At 61.1% G+C, this 18,382-nt stretch carries 21 protein-coding genes and 2 pseudogenes; 12 read left to right on the forward strand and 11 right to left on the reverse strand.

Annotated elements, in window-relative coordinates; translation table 11 throughout:
- The 4 genes from BFP89_RS08455 to BFP89_RS08470 all read left to right on the forward strand — a co-directional run.
- On the forward strand, window positions 1-442 hold a 442-nt coding region (locus BFP89_RS08455; RefSeq protein ID WP_370671207.1), incomplete at its 5' end, for a PUA domain-containing protein.
- Between the two features lie 15 nt (window positions 443-457).
- On the forward strand, window positions 458-922 hold the full coding sequence (locus BFP89_RS08460) for a CreA family protein (protein ID WP_065885053.1): 465 nt from the start codon (window positions 458-460) through the stop codon (window positions 920-922).
- 101 nt (window positions 923-1,023) lie between these two features.
- A complete protein-coding gene (locus tag BFP89_RS08465) occupies window positions 1,024-1,506 on the forward strand; it encodes a glutathione peroxidase (protein WP_065885054.1) in 483 nt (160 codons plus the stop codon).
- Between the two features lie 219 nt (window positions 1,507-1,725).
- Window positions 1,726-2,829, forward strand: a complete 1,104-nt coding sequence (locus BFP89_RS08470) for an NADH:flavin oxidoreductase (RefSeq protein ID WP_065885055.1) — start codon at window positions 1,726-1,728, stop codon at window positions 2,827-2,829.
- Here the strand turns inward: BFP89_RS08470 and BFP89_RS08475 are convergent.
- Together BFP89_RS08475 and cysZ are read right to left on the reverse strand one after the other, a co-directional pair.
- Window positions 2,798-4,000, reverse strand: coding sequence for a glycosyltransferase family 4 protein (locus BFP89_RS08475; protein WP_065885056.1), 1,203 nt, complete (start codon window positions 3,998-4,000; stop codon window positions 2,798-2,800). The two genes, BFP89_RS08470 and BFP89_RS08475, sit on opposite strands and share 32 nt — an antisense overlap.
- A gap of 54 nt (window positions 4,001-4,054) precedes the next feature.
- Entirely contained in the window at window positions 4,055-4,819 is a 765-nt protein-coding gene (gene cysZ, locus BFP89_RS08480; protein WP_065885057.1) for a sulfate transporter CysZ, read from the reverse strand.
- Between the two features lie 283 nt (window positions 4,820-5,102).
- On the opposite strand from cysZ, the gene trxB reads away from it, so the two are divergent.
- Window positions 5,103-6,065: a thioredoxin-disulfide reductase gene (gene trxB, locus BFP89_RS08485; protein WP_065885058.1), complete on the forward strand. Its 963-nt coding sequence runs from the start codon at window positions 5,103-5,105 to the stop codon at window positions 6,063-6,065.
- Window positions 6,066-6,190: 125 nt separating this feature from the next.
- Here the strand turns inward: trxB and BFP89_RS08490 are convergent.
- The 7 genes and pseudogenes from BFP89_RS08490 to BFP89_RS08520 form a co-directional block, all read right to left on the reverse strand.
- Window positions 6,191-6,364, reverse strand: a pseudogene (locus tag BFP89_RS08490) (HopJ type III effector protein); the annotation flags it as partial.
- A gap of 130 nt (window positions 6,365-6,494) precedes the next feature.
- Window positions 6,495-6,836, reverse strand: coding sequence for a HopJ type III effector protein (locus BFP89_RS08495; RefSeq protein WP_065885059.1), 342 nt, complete (start codon window positions 6,834-6,836; stop codon window positions 6,495-6,497).
- Window positions 6,829-7,125: a DUF1244 domain-containing protein gene (locus BFP89_RS08500; protein WP_065885060.1), complete on the reverse strand. Its 297-nt coding sequence runs from the start codon at window positions 7,123-7,125 to the stop codon at window positions 6,829-6,831. Before BFP89_RS08500 ends, BFP89_RS08495 begins: the two co-directional genes overlap by 8 nt.
- A 16-nt stretch (window positions 7,126-7,141) precedes the next feature.
- Window positions 7,142-7,513, reverse strand: a complete 372-nt coding sequence (folX, locus tag BFP89_RS08505; RefSeq protein WP_065885061.1) for a dihydroneopterin triphosphate 2'-epimerase — start codon at window positions 7,511-7,513, stop codon at window positions 7,142-7,144.
- A 2-nt stretch (window positions 7,514-7,515) separates the two neighbouring features.
- Window positions 7,516-8,076 carry a GTP cyclohydrolase I FolE gene (gene folE / locus BFP89_RS08510; RefSeq protein WP_057724018.1) on the reverse strand — a complete coding sequence of 187 codons (561 nt, stop codon included), beginning with the start codon at window positions 8,074-8,076 and terminating at the stop codon, window positions 7,516-7,518.
- Window positions 8,077-8,097: 21 nt separating this feature from the next.
- Window positions 8,098-8,808, reverse strand: coding sequence for a dihydromonapterin reductase (folM, locus tag BFP89_RS08515; protein ID WP_065885062.1), 711 nt, complete (start codon window positions 8,806-8,808; stop codon window positions 8,098-8,100).
- A 57-nt stretch (window positions 8,809-8,865) separates the two neighbouring features.
- On the reverse strand, window positions 8,866-9,423 hold the full coding sequence (locus BFP89_RS08520) for an antibiotic biosynthesis monooxygenase (RefSeq protein WP_065885063.1): 558 nt from the start codon (window positions 9,421-9,423) through the stop codon (window positions 8,866-8,868).
- A gap of 242 nt (window positions 9,424-9,665) precedes the next feature.
- Here BFP89_RS08520 and BFP89_RS08525 point away from each other — a divergent pair, with 242 nt between their 5' ends.
- Entirely contained in the window at window positions 9,666-10,592 is a 927-nt protein-coding gene (locus BFP89_RS08525; protein WP_065885064.1) for a MerR family transcriptional regulator, read from the forward strand.
- A gap of 2 nt (window positions 10,593-10,594) precedes the next feature.
- Here BFP89_RS08525 and BFP89_RS08530 read toward each other — a convergent pair whose 3' ends face one another.
- Together BFP89_RS08530 and BFP89_RS08535 are read right to left on the reverse strand one after the other, a co-directional pair.
- Window positions 10,595-11,200 (reverse strand): hypothetical protein, encoded by a 606-nt coding sequence (locus tag BFP89_RS08530; RefSeq protein ID WP_065885065.1) that lies wholly within the window; start codon window positions 11,198-11,200, stop codon window positions 10,595-10,597.
- A gap of 58 nt (window positions 11,201-11,258) precedes the next feature.
- Window positions 11,259-11,726 carry a PAS domain-containing protein gene (locus BFP89_RS08535; RefSeq protein ID WP_065885066.1) on the reverse strand — a complete coding sequence of 156 codons (468 nt, stop codon included), beginning with the start codon at window positions 11,724-11,726 and terminating at the stop codon, window positions 11,259-11,261.
- Between the two features lie 127 nt (window positions 11,727-11,853).
- On the opposite strand from BFP89_RS08535, the gene BFP89_RS08540 reads away from it, so the two are divergent.
- From BFP89_RS08540 to BFP89_RS08565, 6 genes and pseudogenes are all read left to right on the forward strand, one after another.
- Window positions 11,854-12,309, forward strand: a complete 456-nt coding sequence (locus tag BFP89_RS08540; RefSeq protein ID WP_065885067.1) for a flavodoxin — start codon at window positions 11,854-11,856, stop codon at window positions 12,307-12,309.
- Between the two features lie 238 nt (window positions 12,310-12,547).
- Window positions 12,548-12,649: pseudogene (locus BFP89_RS29685) on the forward strand (class II aldolase); the annotation flags it as partial.
- The gene (locus BFP89_RS08545) at window positions 12,649-13,551 is read left to right on the forward strand and encodes an alpha/beta fold hydrolase (protein ID WP_065885068.1); all 903 of its coding nucleotides are present in this window, start codon (window positions 12,649-12,651) and stop codon (window positions 13,549-13,551) included. The pseudogene BFP89_RS29685 and the gene BFP89_RS08545, both read left to right, overlap by 1 nt.
- A gap of 131 nt (window positions 13,552-13,682) precedes the next feature.
- Entirely contained in the window at window positions 13,683-14,594 is a 912-nt protein-coding gene (locus BFP89_RS08550; protein WP_065885069.1) for an SDR family oxidoreductase, read from the forward strand.
- A gap of 483 nt (window positions 14,595-15,077) precedes the next feature.
- Window positions 15,078-16,859 (forward strand): DUF1302 domain-containing protein, encoded by a 1,782-nt coding sequence (locus BFP89_RS08560; protein WP_065885071.1) that lies wholly within the window; start codon window positions 15,078-15,080, stop codon window positions 16,857-16,859.
- A 27-nt stretch (window positions 16,860-16,886) separates the two neighbouring features.
- A complete protein-coding gene (locus tag BFP89_RS08565; protein WP_065885072.1) occupies window positions 16,887-18,245 on the forward strand; it encodes a DUF1329 domain-containing protein in 1,359 nt (452 codons plus the stop codon).
- The last annotated feature ends 137 nt before the right edge of the window (window positions 18,246-18,382 follow it).

Raw genomic sequence — 18,382 nt, forward strand, 5'->3', positions numbered from 1 at the left:
CCTGGCCGCGCGTTCCGGGGCTCACACCATCATCGTCGGTGGGCGCCTGGAGCGCGTGCTGGATCGCCTCAAGGCGGGCGAGCGCATCGGGACGCTGCTGTCGCCGGAGCGTGGCATGCTGGCGGCGCGCAAGCAGTGGCTGGCCGGGCACCTGCAAACCCGTGGCACCCTGGTGCTGGACGAAGGCGCGGTATCGGCGCTGTCCCAGGGCAACAAAAGCTTGCTGCCGGTGGGCGTCAAACGGGTGCAAGGCAGCTTCCGCCGAGGCGAGATGGTGGTGTGCGTGGCGCCGGATGGTCGTGAGATCGCCCGCGGCCTGGCGAACTACAGTGCCCTGGAAGCGCAGAAGATTATTGGACAATCGTCCGACGCGATTGTCGGACTCCTGGGTTACATGGCTGAGCCGGAACTGGTTCACCGCGACAACCTGATCCTGGTTTAACCAAAGGAATACACGATGCGTTTAGTGACAGGGCTGCTCGGCCTGCTGTTGGCCATGCCGCTGTTGGCCTCGGCCGAAGAAGTCGGCCAGGTGTCGACGGTGTTCAAGATTGTCGGTCCCAATGACCGGATCGTCGTCGAAGCGTTCGATGACCCCAAGGTCGACGGCGTGACGTGTTACCTGTCGCGCGCCAAGACCGGCGGTGTGAAAGGTGGCCTGGGCCTGGCCGAAGACCGCGCCGAAGCCTCGATTGCCTGCCGCCAGGTCGGCCCGATCCACTTCAAGGGCGAACTCAAGGACGGCGACGAAGTGTTCAAGGAGCGCACCTCGCTGGTGTTCAAGACCATGCAGGTGGTGCGCTTCCTCGACAAGAAGCGCAATACCCTGGTGTATCTGGTCTACAGCGACCGCCTGATCGAAGGCAGCCCGCAGAACGCAGTGACGGCGATTCCGATCTTGCCGTGGCCAACCGCGCAGTAACCGGCGGGCGAGTTTTTCAATCGGCATCTATGATTGCAGGCTTGTGGTCTGTAATCTCGAAGGCCTGCAATGCGAAGAACATGGGATATCTGGAGTTCGTCATGAGTGCTTTCCACGACCTGAAACTCAAAGCGTTGGACGGACAAGAGCTGCCGCTGGCGCCCTTCAAGGGCCAAGTCGTGCTGGTGGTCAACGTCGCCTCCAAATGCGGTCTGACCCCGCAGTATGCGGCCCTGGAAAACCTCTACCAGCACTATAAAGACCAGGGTTTCACCGTGCTGGGCCTTCCGTGCAATCAGTTTGCAGGCCAGGAGCCGGGCACCGAGCAGGAGATCCAGGCCTTCTGCAGCCTCAATTACGGGGTGACGTTCCCCCTGGGCAGCAAGCTTGAGGTGAACGGCCCTGATCGTCACCAGCTGTACCGCCTGCTGGCGGGCGAGGGCGCTGAGTTTCCAGGCGATATCACCTGGAATTTCGAAAAATTCCTGCTCGGCAAGGATGGCCGGGTGCTTGCGCGCTTCTCGCCGCGTACGCCGCCGGATGATCCAACGGTCGTCCAGGCCATCGAAAAAGCCCTGGCCTGAATCCCCCCTCTGTAGGAGCGAGCTTGCTCGCGAAAATCGCCAACGGTGACGCGTACACTCAGTATTTACGCGCCGCCCTCCGGCTCTTCGCGAGCAAGCTCGCTCCTACAGATATTCGGTTGTTTTTATCGCCTTAATCACTCAGATCAATAGTGCTACCCAGCAAGCTTGGGCGTGCATATTATCCACATCATAAATTCGCCTCATGTGGAGTGCTCCATGCCCGTCCAAGCCTTGTTCAAACCTTTCCAGCTCGGTGCACTGCAACTGTCGACCCGCGTGGTCATGGCGCCGATGACGCGTTCGTTTTCACCCGGCGGTGTACCCAATTCCAAAGTGATCGAGTACTACCGCCGTCGCGCCGCCGCCGGTGTGGGCCTGATCATCACCGAAGGCACCGTGGTCGGCCATCAAGCCTCCAACGGCTACCCCAACGTGCCGCACTTCTACGGCGAAGCGGCGTTGGCCGGTTGGAAGAAAGTCGTGGATGCGGTTCACGCCGAAGGCGGCAAGATTGTGCCGCAGTTGTGGCATGTGGGCAGTGTGCGCCGTATCGGTACCGAACCTGATGCCAGCGTGCCGGCCTATGGCCCGATGGAGAAACTCAAGGATGGCAACGTTGTCGTCCACGGCATGACCACCCAGGACATCAAGGACGTGATCAATGCTTTCGCCCAGGCTGCCAAAGATGCCCAGAGCATCGGCATGGACGGTGTGGAAATCCACGGCGCTCACGGCTACCTGGTCGACCAGTTCTTCTGGGAAGGCAGCAACCAGCGCACCGACGAATACGGCGGCAGCCTGGCCAACCGCTCACGTTTCGCCATCGAACTGATCCAGGCTACCCGCGCGGCGGTCGGCCCGGACTTCCCGATCATCTTGCGTTTTTCCCAATGGAAGCAGCAGGACTACACGGCGCGCCTGGTGCAAACCCCCGAGGCGTTGGGCGAATTCCTCGAGCCGTTGTCCGACGCCGGCGTGGATATCTTCCACTGCTCCACGCGGCGGTTCTGGGAACCGGAGTTCGAAGGTTCCGACCTCAACCTGGCCGGCTGGACCCGCCAGTTGACGGGCAAGCCGACGATTACCGTGGGCAGTGTCGGCCTGGATGACGAATTCCTGCAGTTCATGGTCAACACCGATAAAGTCGCGCAGCCGGCCAGCCTTGAGAAACTGCTGGAGCGCTTGAATAACGAAGAGTTCGATCTGGTCGCCGTGGGCCGTGCGCTGCTGGTGGACCCGGATTGGGCAGTGAAGGTGCGCGAGGGGCGTGAGGCGGACATTCTGCCCTTCAGTCGTGAGGCGTTGACGAGCCTGGTGTAAGCGGCGACAAGATGGGCGCCGGTTGCCCGTCATTGCACGCACCGCGTAACTGGCGTTCGAACTGCTCGATGATTGCCGACCAGCCCTGGCGGCTGGCATGTTGTCGGGCATTCAAGCGCGCTCGGCGCAAGGTCTCGCGCTCCTCCAGCAGCCAGACGGCTGCGTCGCAAAATGCGTTTTCATCCCCCGGCATCGCCAGCGCACCGTTGTAGCCATGGCGAATATGCTGGGTGGCGGCCGCCTGGTCGTACGCCACCACGCCCAGCCCGGACGCCATGGCTTCCAGCACCACATTGCCGAACGTTTCGGTGAGGCTCGGAAACAGGAACAGATCGCCCGAGGCGTAATGCCGTGCCAGCTCTTCGCCGCGCCGGGCGCCGCAGAACACTGCTTCGGGCAAGTCGCGCTGCAACAGGCCGCGCTGCGGGCCATCGCCGACAATGACCAGCTTCAGCCGCCGCGAGGGGTAAGTGGCCTGCAACGCATCGAAACAGCGTTTGAGCAGCCCGAGGTTCTTCTCTTGGGCGAGGCGTCCTACGTGCAGCACCACAATATCGTCGCTCCCCACACCCCAGCTTTCGCGCAGGCTGTCGTCGCGTTTCGCCGGATGGAACAGCTGGCTATCGACTCCCCGGGACAGCATCCCGAGACGCTCAAAGTGCCGACGTTCCAACTCGAGGCGCTGACTCGCGCTGGGAACCAGCGTCAACGTCGACCGGTTATGAAACCAGCGCAGGTAATGGGTGACCAGGCGACTCAACAGACTCAAGCCGTACTGGTTCGAATACTGTTGAAAGTTGGTGTGGAAGCCGCTGACCACGCTGATGCCCAGGCGCCGCGCCGCGCGTAACGCCGACAGGCCCAGCGGCCCCTCGGTTGCGATGTACAACACATCCGGGCGCTGACGTGTCCAGCGTCGCAGCAGCTTGTGCATCGACGATTGGCCCCATTGCAGCCCTGGATACCCCGGCAACGGCCAGCCACGGCACAGCAGCAACTCATCGTCACTCGGCCGGCTCTGGTCGACACCCTGGCGGGGGCGCACCAGTTCGATTTGATGGCCGCGTGCGCGCAAACCATCGCACAGGCGGCCAAGGGTGTTGGCCACCCCGTTGATTTCCGGCGGGAAGGTTTCGGTGATCAGGGTGATGTGAAGCGAGGCTGTCGTCATGACCCACAGTGTCGCTGCGGGCCATGTCGTCATTGTGTCACTGCGATGATGGATTTATGACCGGGCTACCTGCTGCCCCGTCATCGCCTCGGCACCTTGCTCGCGCACCCAGAACAACGTGGCCCCGGCGACCGCCGCCGGCATCATCAGCAGGTTGACCACCGGCACCAGCAGCACCAGGTAGACGACCCCGCCGAAGCTCATGCTCTGCCAGCGTTTCTGGCGCAGCCAGGCGAGCATTTCGTTCCAGCCCAGCTTGTGGTTGTCGGCCGGGTAGTCGATGTATTGGATCGCCATCATCCACACGCCGAACAGCAGCCACAACGGCGCGGCAATCAGGTTGACCACTGGAATGAACGACAGGATGAACAGGCCGATAGCCCGCGGCAGAAAGTAGCCCAGCTTGCGCATTTCCCGGGCCAGGGTGCGCGGGACCATGGCGATCAATTCGGCCCAACTGAACGCGGGGAAGTCGTCGGTGCCACGCACCACCACCTCGACTTTTTCCGATAGAAAGCCATTGAACGGCGCCGCGATGATATTGGCGAGCATGGTGAAGGTGAAGAACACCATCAGCACCACCAGCGCGACAAACAACGGCCATAACAGGTAATTGAGAAAGCTCAGCCAACTCGGCAGGGTTGGCATCAGGTGGTCAACCCACAGGCTGAACTGGTGCCCGGCAAAATAGATCAGCCCCACAAACAGCAGCAGGTTGATCGCCAGCGGCAGCAGCACAAACAGGCGCAGGCCGGGGCTCAGCACCAGTTTGAGGCCTTCGCGCAGGTATTGCGGGCCGGAAAGAACGGGGGCGGGCATGGATAACTCCGAGCATAGTGACGAACGGGCCGACCTTACCGGCTTTGTATTCCGGGCGAAAGCGGCGACATCAACGGTAACAAACGCCTCGATTGACCGAGCCGACTGCATAGAGACCACCTATGAGCTGGATTGTTATTCCGTATTTCCTTAATCTTGCCCCCCTCGATACGCTGCACCCATTATTTTCAGGGCCTGCGAGTTCAAGCACTTCCCCAAGTGCTTCGTGGTCCCTTTTTTATTCCAGCCGTCTTGTTGTGCGGACGGTCGATAGGAGTGAGTCATGTCTGATACCCGTCATTCGCGAGTGATTATTCTCGGTTCCGGCCCTGCCGGTTACAGCGCTGCCGTCTACGCTGCCCGGGCCAACCTCAAGCCGCTGCTGATCACCGGCATGCAGGCGGGCGGTCAGTTGACCACCACCACTGAAGTCGACAACTGGCCGGGCGATGTCCATGGCCTGACCGGCCCGGTGCTGATGGAGCGTATGAAAGAACACGCCGAGCGCTTTGAAACCGAGATCGTGTTCGACCACATCAACAAGGTCGACTTCTCCAAGAAGCCTTACAGCCTGACCGGCGACAGCGGCGTGTACACCTGTGACGCATTGATCATCGCCACCGGCGCCAGCGCCCGTTACCTCGGGCTGCCTTCGGAAGAGGCGTTCATGGGCAAGGGCGTTTCCGCCTGCGCGACGTGCGACGGTTTCTTCTATCGCAACAAGCCGGTGGCTGTGGTCGGTGGCGGCAACACCGCCGTGGAAGAGGCGCTGTACCTGGCCAACATCGCCAGCACCGTGACCCTGGTGCATCGCCGCGAAACCTTCCGTGCCGAGAAGATCCTGATCGACAAGCTGCACGCCCGTGTCGCTGAAGGCAAGATCATCCTCAAGCTCAACGCCACGCTGGACGAAGTCCTGGGTGACAATATGGGCGTGACCGGCGCCCGCCTGAAGAACAACGACGGCAGCTTCGACGAGTTGACAGTCGACGGCGTATTCATCGCCATCGGCCACACCCCGAACACCTCGTTGTTCGAAGGCGTGCTGGAAGCCAAAGACGGTTACCTGGTGGTGCAGGGCGGCCGTGAAGGCAACGCAACGGCCACCAACATCGAAGGCATCTTCGCTGCCGGTGACGTGGCAGACCACGTGTACCGCCAGGCCATCACCTCGGCCGGCGCCGGTTGCATGGCGGCCCTGGATGCCGAGCGTTACCTCGATGGTTTGAAAGACGCTTCGTTCTAAGCAGCGCTGCAAAAAAAATGTGGGAGGGGGCTTGCCCCCGATTGCGGTGTTTCAGTATCAGATGTACTGACTGACACACTGCCATCGGGGGCAAGCCCCCTCCCACATTTTGATTTGTATATGACTCAGGATTTGCGGGTCAGGGGCTGTGCGCTGAATTTCACACCGGCCAGACCATGGGCGATCAACGCGCGGATATTTCCGTGGTCACTGCCTTCAGGCGTCGCCACCACTGAACGGTAATGCTCGCCAAACACCAGCAACCCTTCCAGCAACGCCAACCCCAGGCTCTTGCGCGAACTAAGCGACGCTGCAGAACAAATGTGGGAGGGGGCTTGCCGCCGATTGCGGTGTTTCAGTATCAGATGTACTGACTGACACACTGCCATCGGGGGCAAGCCCCCTCCCACATTTTGCTCCGCGTCTGACTCAGGATTTGCGGGTCAGCGGCTGTGCGCTGAATTTCACACCGGCCAGACCGTGGGCGATCAACGCGCGGATATTTCCGTGGTCAGTGCCTTCCGGTGTCGCCAGCACCGAACGGTAATGCTCGCCAAACGCCAGCAACGCTTCCTGATCGCTCAACCCCTCCAGCAACGCCAACCCCAGGGTCTTGCACGAACCTTCGTTCTGGCCGGCGGCATTTTCCACTTCGCCGTTGGTGAAGGCTTGCGGCTGGTAGTCGTAATTTGCGGCAACAAAGGCCAGGGTGTCGGCAAAAGCGTGTTCGCCGCTGTTAAGGCTGGCGCGCAGGGTGTTCAGGTCAGTCATGGGGTTTTCCTTTGGCGAACGCCGCTTGTTGGTCGGCGCTGGCTTCTTGCTGGTATTGGGCTTTCCACTCCGCGTACGGCATGCCGTACACCACTTCACGGGCGTCATCGAGGCTCAGCTCGATCCGACGCTCATCGGCCTCGGCCTTGTACCACTTGGACAGGCAGTTGCGGCAGAAGCCGGCCAGGTTCATCAGGTCGATGTTCTGTACATCCTTGCGGCTGTCCAGGTGGGCTACCAGCCGACGGAAGGCGGCGGCTTCGAGTTCGAGGCGTTGTTGGTCGTTCATAGGGCTCACTTGAGTATCAGCGGCTGGCCGCCAGAGTGATCGAAACCGACTCGGCAAAGCGCAGCGCATGGGGCTTGTCCACTTCGACTTCGGCGTACAGCACCGATTGGTTACTCATCACCAGGTCCAGCAGCTCCTGGGTCAGGCGCTCGAGCAGGGCAAAACGGTTGCCTTCGACGTGGGCGATGATCGCCTTGGTGATGGTGCGGTAGTTCAAGGCATGGTCGATGTCATTATCGCGCACGGCTTCCTGGGCGGCATACAGGATGGTGAGGTTGATCAGCACATCCTGCTTGTTGAGGATTTCGTCCTCGTTGATGCCGATAAAGGTGCGCAGGCGCAGGTCCTTGACCCGGATGCGCGCCATGCCTGGTTGAAGTTGTGGCATTGCTACTTGCTCCGTCCAATCAGTTGCAGGAACTCCATGCGCGTGGTGTTCGACTCGCGGAAGGCGCCGAGCATCACCGAGGTGTTCATGGTTGAATTCTGTTTTTCCACGCCGCGCATCATCATGCACATGTGCCTGGCCTCGATCACCACCGCCACGCCGGCGGCCTGGGTCACGTCCTGGATGGCATCGGCGATCTGCCGGGTGAGGTTTTCCTGGATCTGCAGGCGCCGGGCGAACATGTCGACGATGCGCGCCAGCTTCGACAGGCCCAGCACCTTGCCGGTCGGAATATAGGCCACGTGGGCCTTGCCGATAAAGGGCAGCAGGTGATGCTCGCACAGCGAGTACAACTCGATGTCCTTGAGGATCACCATCTCGTCATTGTCAGAGGCGAACAAGGCGCCGTTGACGATTTCCTGCAGGTTCTGCTCATAGCCATGACACAGATACTGCATCGCCTTGGCGGCGCGCTTGGGCGTATCGAGCAGGCCTTCGCGCTCGGGGTCTTCACCCAGGCCCTTGAGGATCTCGCGGTAATGGTGGGGCAGGGACAAAGTCATACAACATCCTCACAAACGGCTTTACTTGATGTGCCGCCCGCCGTTGACGGTCAGGGTGGTCCCGGTGACGTAGGGGTTGTCCAGCAGGTAACGCACACTCTGGTAGATCACTTGCGGCCCGGGCTCGATGCCCAGTGCCGACTTGGCCAGGACCCTGTCGCGATAGGCCGCGTCGTCGCCTTCATTGAACATCACCATGGCCGGCGCGATGCCGTTGACCTTGATCAACGGCGCGAACTGCGCGGCAAACGACAGCGTGAGGCTGTCGAGCCCGGCCTTGGTGGCGCAATAGGCGATGTGCTGACGGCTGCCCTTGCGCACCACATCGTCGCTGATATGGATGATGTCGGCGGGTGTCGAGCGTTGCAGCAGAGGTGAACAATGCAGGTTGATCAGGTACGGCGCAAGCATGTGCACGCTGAACATGTCGATAAAGGCGCGGCTTTCGTCGCCTGGGGTCTCTGCGACCCAGGCCGAGGCATTGTGGATGATCGCGCGCAGCGCTTTGGTGTGCGTTTTCAGTTCAGCGATGAACGCCAGGATTCCCGCTTCGCTGGAGAAGTCCGCAAACAGCCCGACCGCGCCGCGTTCGCGCAGTTGCTGCACACCCGGACGTTCGCTGCGGTAGCTGAACATCACCGGGTGCCCTTCGTCCAGCAGGCGCTCGGCGCAATACAGGCCGACACGCTGGCCGGCACCGGTGATCAGGATCGGGGCGTTTGTTGCAGTCATGGGAGGCTCGCGTCGCTGGCAGATGCGAACTATACCAGCGACCCGTCTCCCCTGTACTCAGGCGGCGGCTTCGCCGGTCTTGCGGGACGGCGTCGGATGCAGCCAGTGCGCCAGCAGGTGAGTCGATAACGGGATAAAGAAGTAAACCATCAGCGGTGTGAGCGCCAAGGTGCTGACCAGCACCCGGCTGAACAGGTCCAGCTCGCCGAGCAAGGGGCCCAGGCCGAAGTTGAACAACAGCGACACCGGAAAAAACGCCAGCCAGATCGCCACCGCCTGTTTCCAGCGCGGCGGGCGCGCGCCCACGGCACCGAACCAGCCATCGATGCCGCTCACGCGATGTTCGGACGGGTTGGCGAATAGCTCGCTGCCACGGCTCAGCCAGGCACTGCGCGACGCGGAAAACTCCCAGGCATGCAGGGTCTTTTCATCGGCAAAGCGGAAGATGATCTGGAATTCATCATCATGGGGTGGCGGTGCGAGCACGCCGGAGCCCAGGTACCCGGGAAAGTCGGTGGCCAATTGCTCGCCTTCGCGCAGCCAGGCCATCAGTTCTTCGTAGCGACCTTTGGCCACACGGCGCGCAACCATCAAGGTGACGGGGGAGGTAGACATTGTGTATCTCCAGATAAACGGGTGCGCTTGACCGGGTAGGCGGCGCACGAGCGCAGCGGCGGGTATTGCCACTGCGCTGAAAAAACAGGCAAGGATTATTCCTGTTTTGAAAAAATACGCCAGTGACATTGGTCCGAAGTCCAGCGCCCTTGAAAAAGACAGGTTTAAATGCGTTAAATGAGGTCCCATTCCTGGTGGCTTTTGTCAGAAATAACGTGATTACTGCACCGATTGATAACACTTTGCAGCTGGAATCGATTGATTCGGAGCACCTGTTCCCCATTCGGGAAGTGGCAAGATTGACAGGCGTCAATCCGGTCACTCTGCGGGCGTGGGAGCGGCGCTACGGGCTGATCCGACCCGTGCGCACCGAAAGCGGGCACCGCCTTTACTCCAGGGGCGATATCGAGACGGTCAATCGTATTCTCGAATGGACTGAACGTGGCGTTGCGGTGAGCAAGGTAGGCAAACTTCTGGCCCGTGACGCTCAACAGGCCGACGCGCTGCGCGCCGAGCGCGACGCGGTTGCAGACAGCGAATGGCCGCAGTGGCGGGCTCGGCTGCTGCAGGCCATCAGTGCTTTCGATGATCGCCAGTTGGAAAGCGTGTACGGTCAGATTTTCTCGAGCTATCCCTTGAACGTCGCGTTCCAGGACATCCTGATGCCGCTGTGGAACGACTTGCTGCGCCATCAGGGCGGTTTCGGCCAGGCCAGCGAGTGGCTGTTTTTCGACGCGTTCCTGCGCGTGCAGACGCTCCTGCGTCTACAGATAGCCAGCGCATCGGCGGCGCCCCGCGTGTTACTCAGCGCTATGCCGGGTGAGTGCCGAAAACTTGAGCTTTTGGTGGCGGCGCTGCTGATGAGCGGGGAGGATTTGACCGTGAAGGTGCTGGGCCTGGGTCAGCCGGTCGAGGAGTTGACCCTGGTCTGTGAAAAGATCCGCCCCCAGGCGATGGTCATTTTCTCCAACCACGCACACAAGCAGGACCTGGAAGCGCGCTTGAACCGGCTGGCATTGACCCTCAACTGCCCGCTGTTTCTGGCGGGTGCTGCATCGGACCTGTTGCAGGCCGATCTGGCCGGTACTTCCATCGGTGGCCTGGGCAGCGAAGGGCGCCAGATGCAGCAGCGTCTGCAGCAGTTTCTCAGTGGCGGCCCGGATACGTGATCTCAGGCATGTACCTGCGGATGCACCAGACGATGCTGGTGCAGGATGAACTGGCGCAGGCGCTCGATTTCATCCGCGTCACTCTGATTCAGGCGGTAGGCGAACAATCCCCGGGCGGTTTCCCGCTCCAGCGTACCGCGCAGCGCAATGCGTTCGTAACCTGACGGGCTGAACCACAACGAGAAGGTTTTCGGCGGTCTGGCTCGGCCACGCCCTTCTACCAGCACACCTTTGAATGACACTTCATGCACCCACAGGGCGCTGGCGTAGCCCTTGCTGTTCTCCAGGGCCACCGGCTCTTCAAGGGCCAGGCGCCATGGGCGAACCATCGGCCCGTCTTCAAAAATACTCGGCACGCCCAACCGAAGATGCACCGCATGAAATTCATCCTCTACCAGATGCAGAGGGAAGGTCAGTTGCTGATTGTCGAACTGCGCCTGGAGGGTGACTTGATCATGAGCGGCCAGCCGGGTCAGCAGATCGCGAATCTGTGCACCGCCATTGACCGTCAGGCTCGACCCTGCGTCCCGCAGGTTGAGCTGCGGGTTGTGCTGCATGTTCTGGATAAAATCCAGCTCGTCCTGAGTCAATAGAGCATCGCGGCGCATTGATATAGCTCAACGGTTGGGCATTAAAAGGCCATTATTGCTCTAAAGAACGCACTTTTTACAGCTTGTTAACGCCGCTCGTTGACTTGAGCGCCACCAGCTCGGCTTTAAGCTCGGCTACCTGGGCTTCAAGCTGAGCCACGCGTTGCTGTGCCTTGACGTGGGTGGTGACGTCTTTTTGCACGCCGACGAAATAGGTCTGCTGGTCGGCCGCGTTGTACACCGTGGATACGGAGAGTTCGTTCCAGAAGTGCGTGCCGTCCTTGCGGTAGTTGCGCACGATCTCGCGGCAGGCGCCGCCACTGTCGAGCGCCTCGCGGATCGCCATCAGGGCCGGCTGGTCGCGATCGCCCGACTGCAGGAAACGGCAGTCCTGATAGAGAATCTCGTCCAGGGTATAGCCGGTCAGACGTTCGAACGCGGGGTTGACGTAGATCAGCGGCTTCTCGTCGCCCTCGCGTTCGGCAACGACGATGCCGTCGTTGGACGCGTTGACAACCATCTGCAGCAACTTGGGGTTAATCATTGAGCGTTCCATGGCGTGTTCCGATGGTGCAAGTTTATGGCAAATTCTGAATGTTGCACGGCAGGCACTGAAACCCTGGTGCAGCTGCTAATATCCTACGCTTTCGTTCAATGACAGGATCAGATTGATGAAAGTCGCCATCCTTTCCGGCTCGGTCTACGGCACGGCGGAAGAAGTCGCCCGCCACGCCCGGGACATCCTCAACGCAGCGGGTTTTGAAGCCTGGCACGATCCGCGCGCCACGCTGGCGCAGGTGCAGGCTTTCGCCCCCGAGGCGTTCCTGGCGGTCACATCGACCACCGGCATGGGCGAATTACCCGACAACCTGCAGCCGCTGTATTCGAGTATTCGCGACCAACTGCCTGCTGCCTGGCGCGGTCTGCCCGGTGCGGTCATTGGCCTGGGCGACGCCAGCTACGGCGACACCTTCTGCGGCGGCGGCGAGCAACTGCGCGAATTGTTCGGCGAGTTGGGCGTACGCGAAGTGCTGCCGATGCTGCGCCTGGATGCCAGCGAAAGTGTGACCCCGGAAAGCGACGCCGAGCCGTGGCTGGCCGAGTTTGTGACTGCCCTGCAACAGTAGCAAACGGGCGCGTCGTCTATGGGCGCACCGTCTGGCGTGCGTTTATTGACGGCGCTTCTCTGACACCGATTTGTACTATTCTCAAGGCTGACTCGCTCAGTCATCAAGCTGGCTGCGAAGGCAACTCCGCAAGCCAGGGCGTCTGACTAGACTGGCCCATCACTTAAAAAATAATAATAAGTGCGCCAAGGAGGTCAACATCGTGAGTCTAGCCCCGGTTTCATCGTCAAAGGCGAGGGTGACAGCTGTCACAAAAAGTGCCCAAGGTATGAGCGCAGCACTGGCCTGGCCGGCGCTGCTGCGCAGATTGGATCACCAGGACCTCGGGTATAAAAGCTGATGCCACTTGCAGAAATTCCGCTCAGCGTCTGGCGCAAGCGCGGCCAGGACTTCATCTTTCGCGGCCAGTCCATTCGTTATTGGGTGGCCGGGCAGGGCGAACCGCTGCTGCTGCTTCATGGCTTTCCCACGGCCAGTTGGGATTGGCATTACCTGTGGCAGCCCCTGGCCCAGCGCAATCTGGTGATTGCCTGCGACATGCTCGGCTTTGGCGACTCGGCCAAACCGCTGGAGCATGGTTATTGCCTGCTGGAGCAAGCGGACCTGCAACAGGCGCTGCTCGAGCATCTGGGGGTGACGAAACCAGTGCACGTGTTGGCCCATGACTATGGCGACAGCGTGGCCCAGGAACTGCTGGCCCGGCATTATGAAGGCCGGTTCCAGATGGCCAGTTGCGTGTTTCTCAACGGTGGGCTGTTCCCTGAAACCCACCGTGCAACCTTGGTGCAGAAGTTGTTGCTCAGCCCCTTGGGCTGGATGATTGGCCGAGCCTCGGGAAGAGGCGGCCTGGCCAACAGTTTCAACCAGATATTTGGACCACGGACGCGGCCAAGCGAAAGCGCCCTGGATGATTTCTGGAGCCTGATCGAACGCAATGATGGCACGCGCATCCTGCACAAGCTGATCAGCTATATCCCTCAGCGCCGTCGCCTGCGCGATCGCTGGGTGGCGGCGATGCAACGCGACGACGTGCCGTTGCGCGTCATCGACGGTGAGGTCGATCCCATTTCCGGCGCGCACATGGTGGAGCGCTACCACCAGCTGGTGCCGCATGCCGATACGGTATCGCTGGCCGGCATCGGCCATTACCCGCAGATCGAGGCGCCGGTCCAGGTGCTCAGGCATTACCAGGCGTTTCGTGAGCATATTGGCCAGCAGTCGGTGCGTGCGGCTTGTTCCTGAGCCTGGCACCTGCCCCAAGGCATCATCCCGCTGCCTTATCGAGCACCATTCAGCGCCGGCCGTATTTATTGTGACCAAAGGCGCTGTGCCCGACACTCTGGCCATTGCCATTGTCGCCAGAGGAGTTGGGTATGAATCAGTCAGTGCAGTTGCAGGATAAGGTCGTGATCGTCACCGGTGCCGGCGGCGGATTGGGCCGGGCCCATGCGCTGCTGTTCGCCCGCCACGGCGCCAAGGTGCTGGTCAATGATCTCGGTGGTTCGACCCAGGGCGAAGGCGCCAATGCCTCGGCCGCCGACCGCGTGGTGGCTGAAATCCGCGAAGCCGGCGGCACTGCCCAAGCCAACCATGATTCCGTCACCGACGGCGACAAAATCGTGCAGAACGCGTTGGACGCGTTCGGCCGTATCGATGTGGTGGTGAACAACGCCGGCATCCTGCGTGACAAGACCTTCCATAAAATGGACGACAGCGATTGGGACCTGGTTTACCGGGTGCATGTCGAAGGCGCCTACAAAGTCACGCGCGCCGCCTGGCCGCATCTGCGCGAGCAGGGTTATGGCCGGGTGATCTTCACCGCGTCCACCTCGGGCATCTACGGCAACTTCGGCCAGTCCAACTACGGCATGGCCAAGCTCGGCCTGTATGGCTTGACCCGAACCCTGGCGCTGGAAGGACGCAAGCACAACATCCTGGTCAACGCGATTGCCCCCACCGGCGGCACGCGCATGACCGAAGGGCTGATCCCGCCGCAGGTGTTCGAGCGTCTCAAGCCGGAACTGGTCAGCCCGTTGGTGGTGTACCTGGGCAGCGAAGCCTGCCAGGAGACCTCGGGCCTGTTCGAGGTCGGCGGCGGCTGGATCGGCAAGACTCGTTGGGAGCGCAGCCTGGGCGTGGGTTTCGATCCCGAAGCGGGCTTTTCGCCGGATGACGTGGCGGCACACTGGCAGCAAATCTGCGACTTCGAAGGCGCCGCGCACCCCAGCGACAACATCGAGGCGTTGAAAGAGATGATGGCCAACTTGCAGAAGTTCAGCCTCTGATCGTTGCCATAAAATCAGTGAATCCCACGGGGCGCCGACAGCGCCCCGTTTTTATTCCAGGCATAAAAAAGGCCGCTGCACAGGCAGCGGCCGAAGTAAGACGTTGGATCAAGGAGCGATAAATCAACGTCAGTGAACACGGGTAACAGATTGAAAAGAGTGACAATCCGTTTGATTCAAGCTTTTCTCCCCAACTCGGGAGCGGGCTGTTTGCCCTGAAAGCGAGGTAAGAATAATCGGTTGTAACGGAATGAGTAATAGCAGTTCAGGACAAGGACTGTTACCAAAACGGCAACAATTATGCGCTCGCCATCGATTCCTCTGATAAGCCACCATCCATCCAATCCATGACTCGCGCCGAAACCCCGGTCGGCGCGGCTCGTCATCCTTTCGAGCGACAACACGAATACCTCCTTGGTGCGCTTATCGCTCTTCATGGGCGGCAGTAGGGTGGGGCCTTCTGTCACTCACCGGGGAAGACGCATGACAAAAACAACAATGCGCGCCATCTTCACGCCACAGGCGCTGGCCGCTGCGGTTGCCGTGGGCTGTTGTGCCCAGGCACAGGCTGTTTCGTTCAACATTGGCGAGATCGAAGGGCAATTCGATTCCTCGCTGTCGGTCGGTGCGAGCTGGGGCATGCGCGATGCCGACCGAAGCCTGGTCGGCACCGTCAATGGCGGCACGGGCCAGGCGTCCACCGGGGATGACGGGCGTCTGAACTTCAAGAAGGGCGAAACCTTCTCCAAAATCTTCAAGGGCCTGCACGACCTTGAGCTCAAATACGGCGACACCGGTGTGTTCGTGCGCGGCAAGTACTGGTACGACTTCGAGCTCAAGGACGAGGACCGCGAGTTCAAGCCGATCAGCGACCACAACCGCAAGGAAGGCGCCAAATCCAGCGGTGCGCAGATCCTCGATGCGTTCGTCTACCACAACTACTCCCTGGGCGACCTGCCCGGCACCGTGCGCGCCGGCAAGCAGGTGGTCAGTTGGGGCGAAAGTACCTTCATCGGCAACTCCATCAACAGCATCAACCCGATCGACGTGTCGGCGTTCCGTCGCCCAGGCGCCGAGATCAAGGAAGGCTTGATCCCGGTGAACATGCTGTTTGCCTCCCAGAGCCTGACCAATCAGCTGACCGTGGAAGGTTTCTACCAACTGGAATGGGACCAGACGGTACTGGACAACTGCGGCACCTTCTTTGGCGGCGACGTCGCGGCGGATGGCTGCACCGGTAACTACACGGTGGGCAGCCCGGGGATTGCACCGCTGCAACCCATCGCGGCGGCACGCGGCCAAGGTTTTGTGGTGACGCGCGAAGGCGTGGTGGTGCAGCGCGCCGCGGACCGGGATGCGCGCGACTCCGGCCAGTTCGGTGCGGCCTTGCGCTGGCTGGGTGACGACACCGAATACGGCCTGTACTTCATGAACTACCACAGCCGCACCCCGACCGTGGGCACGATTACCGCCAATACCAACCTGGCGACCATCGGCGCCATTGGTGCCGCCGCCCCGCCGGGCCTGGGCGGGGCGCTGGCCCAGAGCACCATGCTCGGCCGTGGCCGGTACTACCTGGATTACCCGGAAGATATCCGCTTGTTCGGCGCCAGCTTCTCCACCACCTTGCCCACCGGCACGGCGTGGACCGGCGAAATCAGCTATCGACCCAATGCGCCCGTGCAACTCAACACCACCGACCTGACCCTGGCGCTGGTCAACCCGATTGCCGGCAATACCGCGTCACCCATCCGCAGTTCGTTTGGCGCCGACAACAAAGGCTACCGCCGCAAGGAAATCACCCAGATCCAAAGCACCATGACCCAGTTCTTCGACCAGGTGCTGGGCGCCGAGCGCCTGACCCTGGTGGGCGAAGCGGCCGTGGTGCATGTCGCCGGCCTGGAAGACAAAACCAGACTGCGCTATGGCCGCGACTCGGTGTACGGCGCCTATGGGTTCCAGGGTGACACCGACGGTTTCGTCACCTCCACCTCCTGGGGCTACCGCGCACGGGCAATCCTTGACTACAACAACGCGATTGCCGGGGTGAACCTCAAGCCCAACCTGTCCTGGTCCCATGACGTCGCCGGCTACGGCCCCAACGGGATTTTCAACAAAGGCGCCAAGGCCATCAGCGTCGGCGTGGACGCGGACTACCGCAGCACCTACACCGCCAGCCTCAGCTACACCGACTTCTTTGGCGGCGACTACAACACCCTGACCGACCGCGACTTCCTCGCCCTCAGCTTCGGCGTGAACTTCTGATTTGGCTTAAAAGAAGGACAAGAACTTATGCGTAAGACAATTGCAGTGCTGGCCCTGAGTCTATTGGCCGCCCACGTGATGGCAGCGGTATCGCCGCAAGAAGCCGCCCAGCTTGGCACCACGCTTACCCCGGTCGGCGCCGAAAAAGCCGGCAACGCCGATGGCTCGATTCCGGCCTGGACCGGCGGCATCCCGAAAAACGCCGGCACGGTGGACAGCAAGGGCTTTCTCGCCGACCCGTTTGCCGCTGAAAAACCTTTGTTCGTGATCACCGCCGCCACCGTCGACAAGTACAAGGACAAGCTTTCAGACGGCCAGGTGGCGATGTTCAAGCGCTACCCCGAGACCTACAAGATCCCGGTGTACCCGAGCCACCGTACGGTCAACCTGCCGGCCGATATCTACGAGTCGATCAAGCGCAGCGCCCTCAACGTCAAGTCGATCAACGACGGCAACGGTCTGGAAAACTTCACCGGTAACCGTTACTACGCGTTCCCGATCCCGAAAAATGGCGTGGAGGTGCTGTGGAACCACATCACCCGCTACCACGGCGGCAACCTGCGCCGCATCATCACCCAGGCCACGCCCCAGACCAACGGCAGCTACACGCCGATCCGCTTCGAAGAAGAAGTCGCGGTGCCCCAGGCCATCCCCGATATCGACCCGGCCAAGGCGGCCAACGTGCTGAGTTATTTCAAGCAATCGGTCACCGCGCCGGCGCGGCTGGCCGGCAATGTGCTGCTGGTGCACGAAACCCTCGACCAGGTGAAGGAACCGCGCCTGGCCTGGATCTACAACGCCGGCCAGCGTCGTGTACGGCGCGCGCCGCAGGTGTCGTATGACGGGCCGGGCACCGCCTCCGACGGCCTGCGCACCACGGATAACTTCGACATGTTCTCCGGCGCGCCCGACCGCTATGACTGGAAACTGGTGGGCAAGAAGGAGCTGTACATCCCTTACAACAGCTACAAGCTCGACTCGCCCACCCTCAAGTACGACGACATCATCAAGGCCGGGCATATCAACCAGGACCTGACCCGCTATGAGCTGCATCGCGTCTGGGAAGTGGTCGGCACCGTCAAGCCGAGCGAGCGGCACATCTACGCCAAGCGCCACATGTACATCGACGAAGACAGCTGGCAGGTCGCCCTGGTGGACCACTACGACGGTCGCGGCCAACTGTGGCGCGTCGCCGAAGGCCATGCACAGTTCTATTACGACCACCAGGTGCCGGCCTATACCGTGGAAACCCTCTACGACCTGATTGCCGGGCGCTACCTCGCACTGGGCATGAAGAACGAGGAGAAGAGCAGCTTCGTGTTCGGCTTCGCGGCCAAGGCAGCGGACTACACCCCGGCGGCGCTCAGGTCTGAAGGCGTGCGCTGATTTCGGATGAGAAATGCATTCAAAATGTGGGAGGGAGCTTGCTCCCGATGGGGGAGTGTCAGTCAATGGATGGTTGACTGATACACCCCCATCGGGAGCAAGCCCCCTCCCACATTGGGTTTCGTGCATGTCTTTCA

The organism is Pseudomonas sp. 31 R 17 (assembly GCF_900004915.1).
Taxonomy (GTDB): domain Bacteria; phylum Pseudomonadota; class Gammaproteobacteria; order Pseudomonadales; family Pseudomonadaceae; genus Aquipseudomonas; species Aquipseudomonas orientalis_A.

Excerpts from the sequence above, each read along its gene's own strand:
- BFP89_RS08460 (WP_065885053.1), top strand. The coding sequence starts at position 458 with ATGCGTTTAGTGACAGGGCTGCTCGGCCTGCTGTTGGCCATGCCGCTG.
- BFP89_RS08465 (WP_065885054.1), top strand. The coding sequence starts at position 1,024 with ATGAGTGCTTTCCACGACCTGAAACTCAAAGCGTTGGACGGACAAGAG.
- BFP89_RS08470 (WP_065885055.1), top strand. The coding sequence starts at position 1,726 with ATGCCCGTCCAAGCCTTGTTCAAACCTTTCCAGCTCGGTGCACTGCAA.
- BFP89_RS08475 (WP_065885056.1), bottom strand. The coding sequence starts at position 4,000 with ATGACGACAGCCTCGCTTCACATCACCCTGATCACCGAAACCTTCCCG.
- cysZ (WP_065885057.1), bottom strand. The coding sequence starts at position 4,819 with ATGCCCGCCCCCGTTCTTTCCGGCCCGCAATACCTGCGCGAAGGCCTC.
- trxB (WP_065885058.1), top strand. The coding sequence starts at position 5,103 with ATGTCTGATACCCGTCATTCGCGAGTGATTATTCTCGGTTCCGGCCCT.
- BFP89_RS08495 (WP_065885059.1), bottom strand. The coding sequence starts at position 6,836 with ATGACTGACCTGAACACCCTGCGCGCCAGCCTTAACAGCGGCGAACAC.
- BFP89_RS08500 (WP_065885060.1), bottom strand. The coding sequence starts at position 7,125 with ATGAACGACCAACAACGCCTCGAACTCGAAGCCGCCGCCTTCCGTCGG.
- folX (WP_065885061.1), bottom strand. The coding sequence starts at position 7,513 with ATGCCACAACTTCAACCAGGCATGGCGCGCATCCGGGTCAAGGACCTG.
- folE (WP_057724018.1), bottom strand. The coding sequence starts at position 8,076 with ATGACTTTGTCCCTGCCCCACCATTACCGCGAGATCCTCAAGGGCCTG.
- folM (WP_065885062.1), bottom strand. The coding sequence starts at position 8,808 with ATGACTGCAACAAACGCCCCGATCCTGATCACCGGTGCCGGCCAGCGT.
- BFP89_RS08520 (WP_065885063.1), bottom strand. The coding sequence starts at position 9,423 with ATGTCTACCTCCCCCGTCACCTTGATGGTTGCGCGCCGTGTGGCCAAA.
- BFP89_RS08530 (WP_065885065.1), bottom strand. The coding sequence starts at position 11,200 with ATGCGCCGCGATGCTCTATTGACTCAGGACGAGCTGGATTTTATCCAG.
- BFP89_RS08535 (WP_065885066.1), bottom strand. The coding sequence starts at position 11,726 with ATGATTAACCCCAAGTTGCTGCAGATGGTTGTCAACGCGTCCAACGAC.
- BFP89_RS08540 (WP_065885067.1), top strand. The coding sequence starts at position 11,854 with ATGAAAGTCGCCATCCTTTCCGGCTCGGTCTACGGCACGGCGGAAGAA.
- BFP89_RS08545 (WP_065885068.1), top strand. The coding sequence starts at position 12,649 with ATGCCACTTGCAGAAATTCCGCTCAGCGTCTGGCGCAAGCGCGGCCAG.
- BFP89_RS08550 (WP_065885069.1), top strand. The coding sequence starts at position 13,683 with ATGAATCAGTCAGTGCAGTTGCAGGATAAGGTCGTGATCGTCACCGGT.
- BFP89_RS08560 (WP_065885071.1), top strand. The coding sequence starts at position 15,078 with ATGACAAAAACAACAATGCGCGCCATCTTCACGCCACAGGCGCTGGCC.
- BFP89_RS08565 (WP_065885072.1), top strand. The coding sequence starts at position 16,887 with ATGCGTAAGACAATTGCAGTGCTGGCCCTGAGTCTATTGGCCGCCCAC.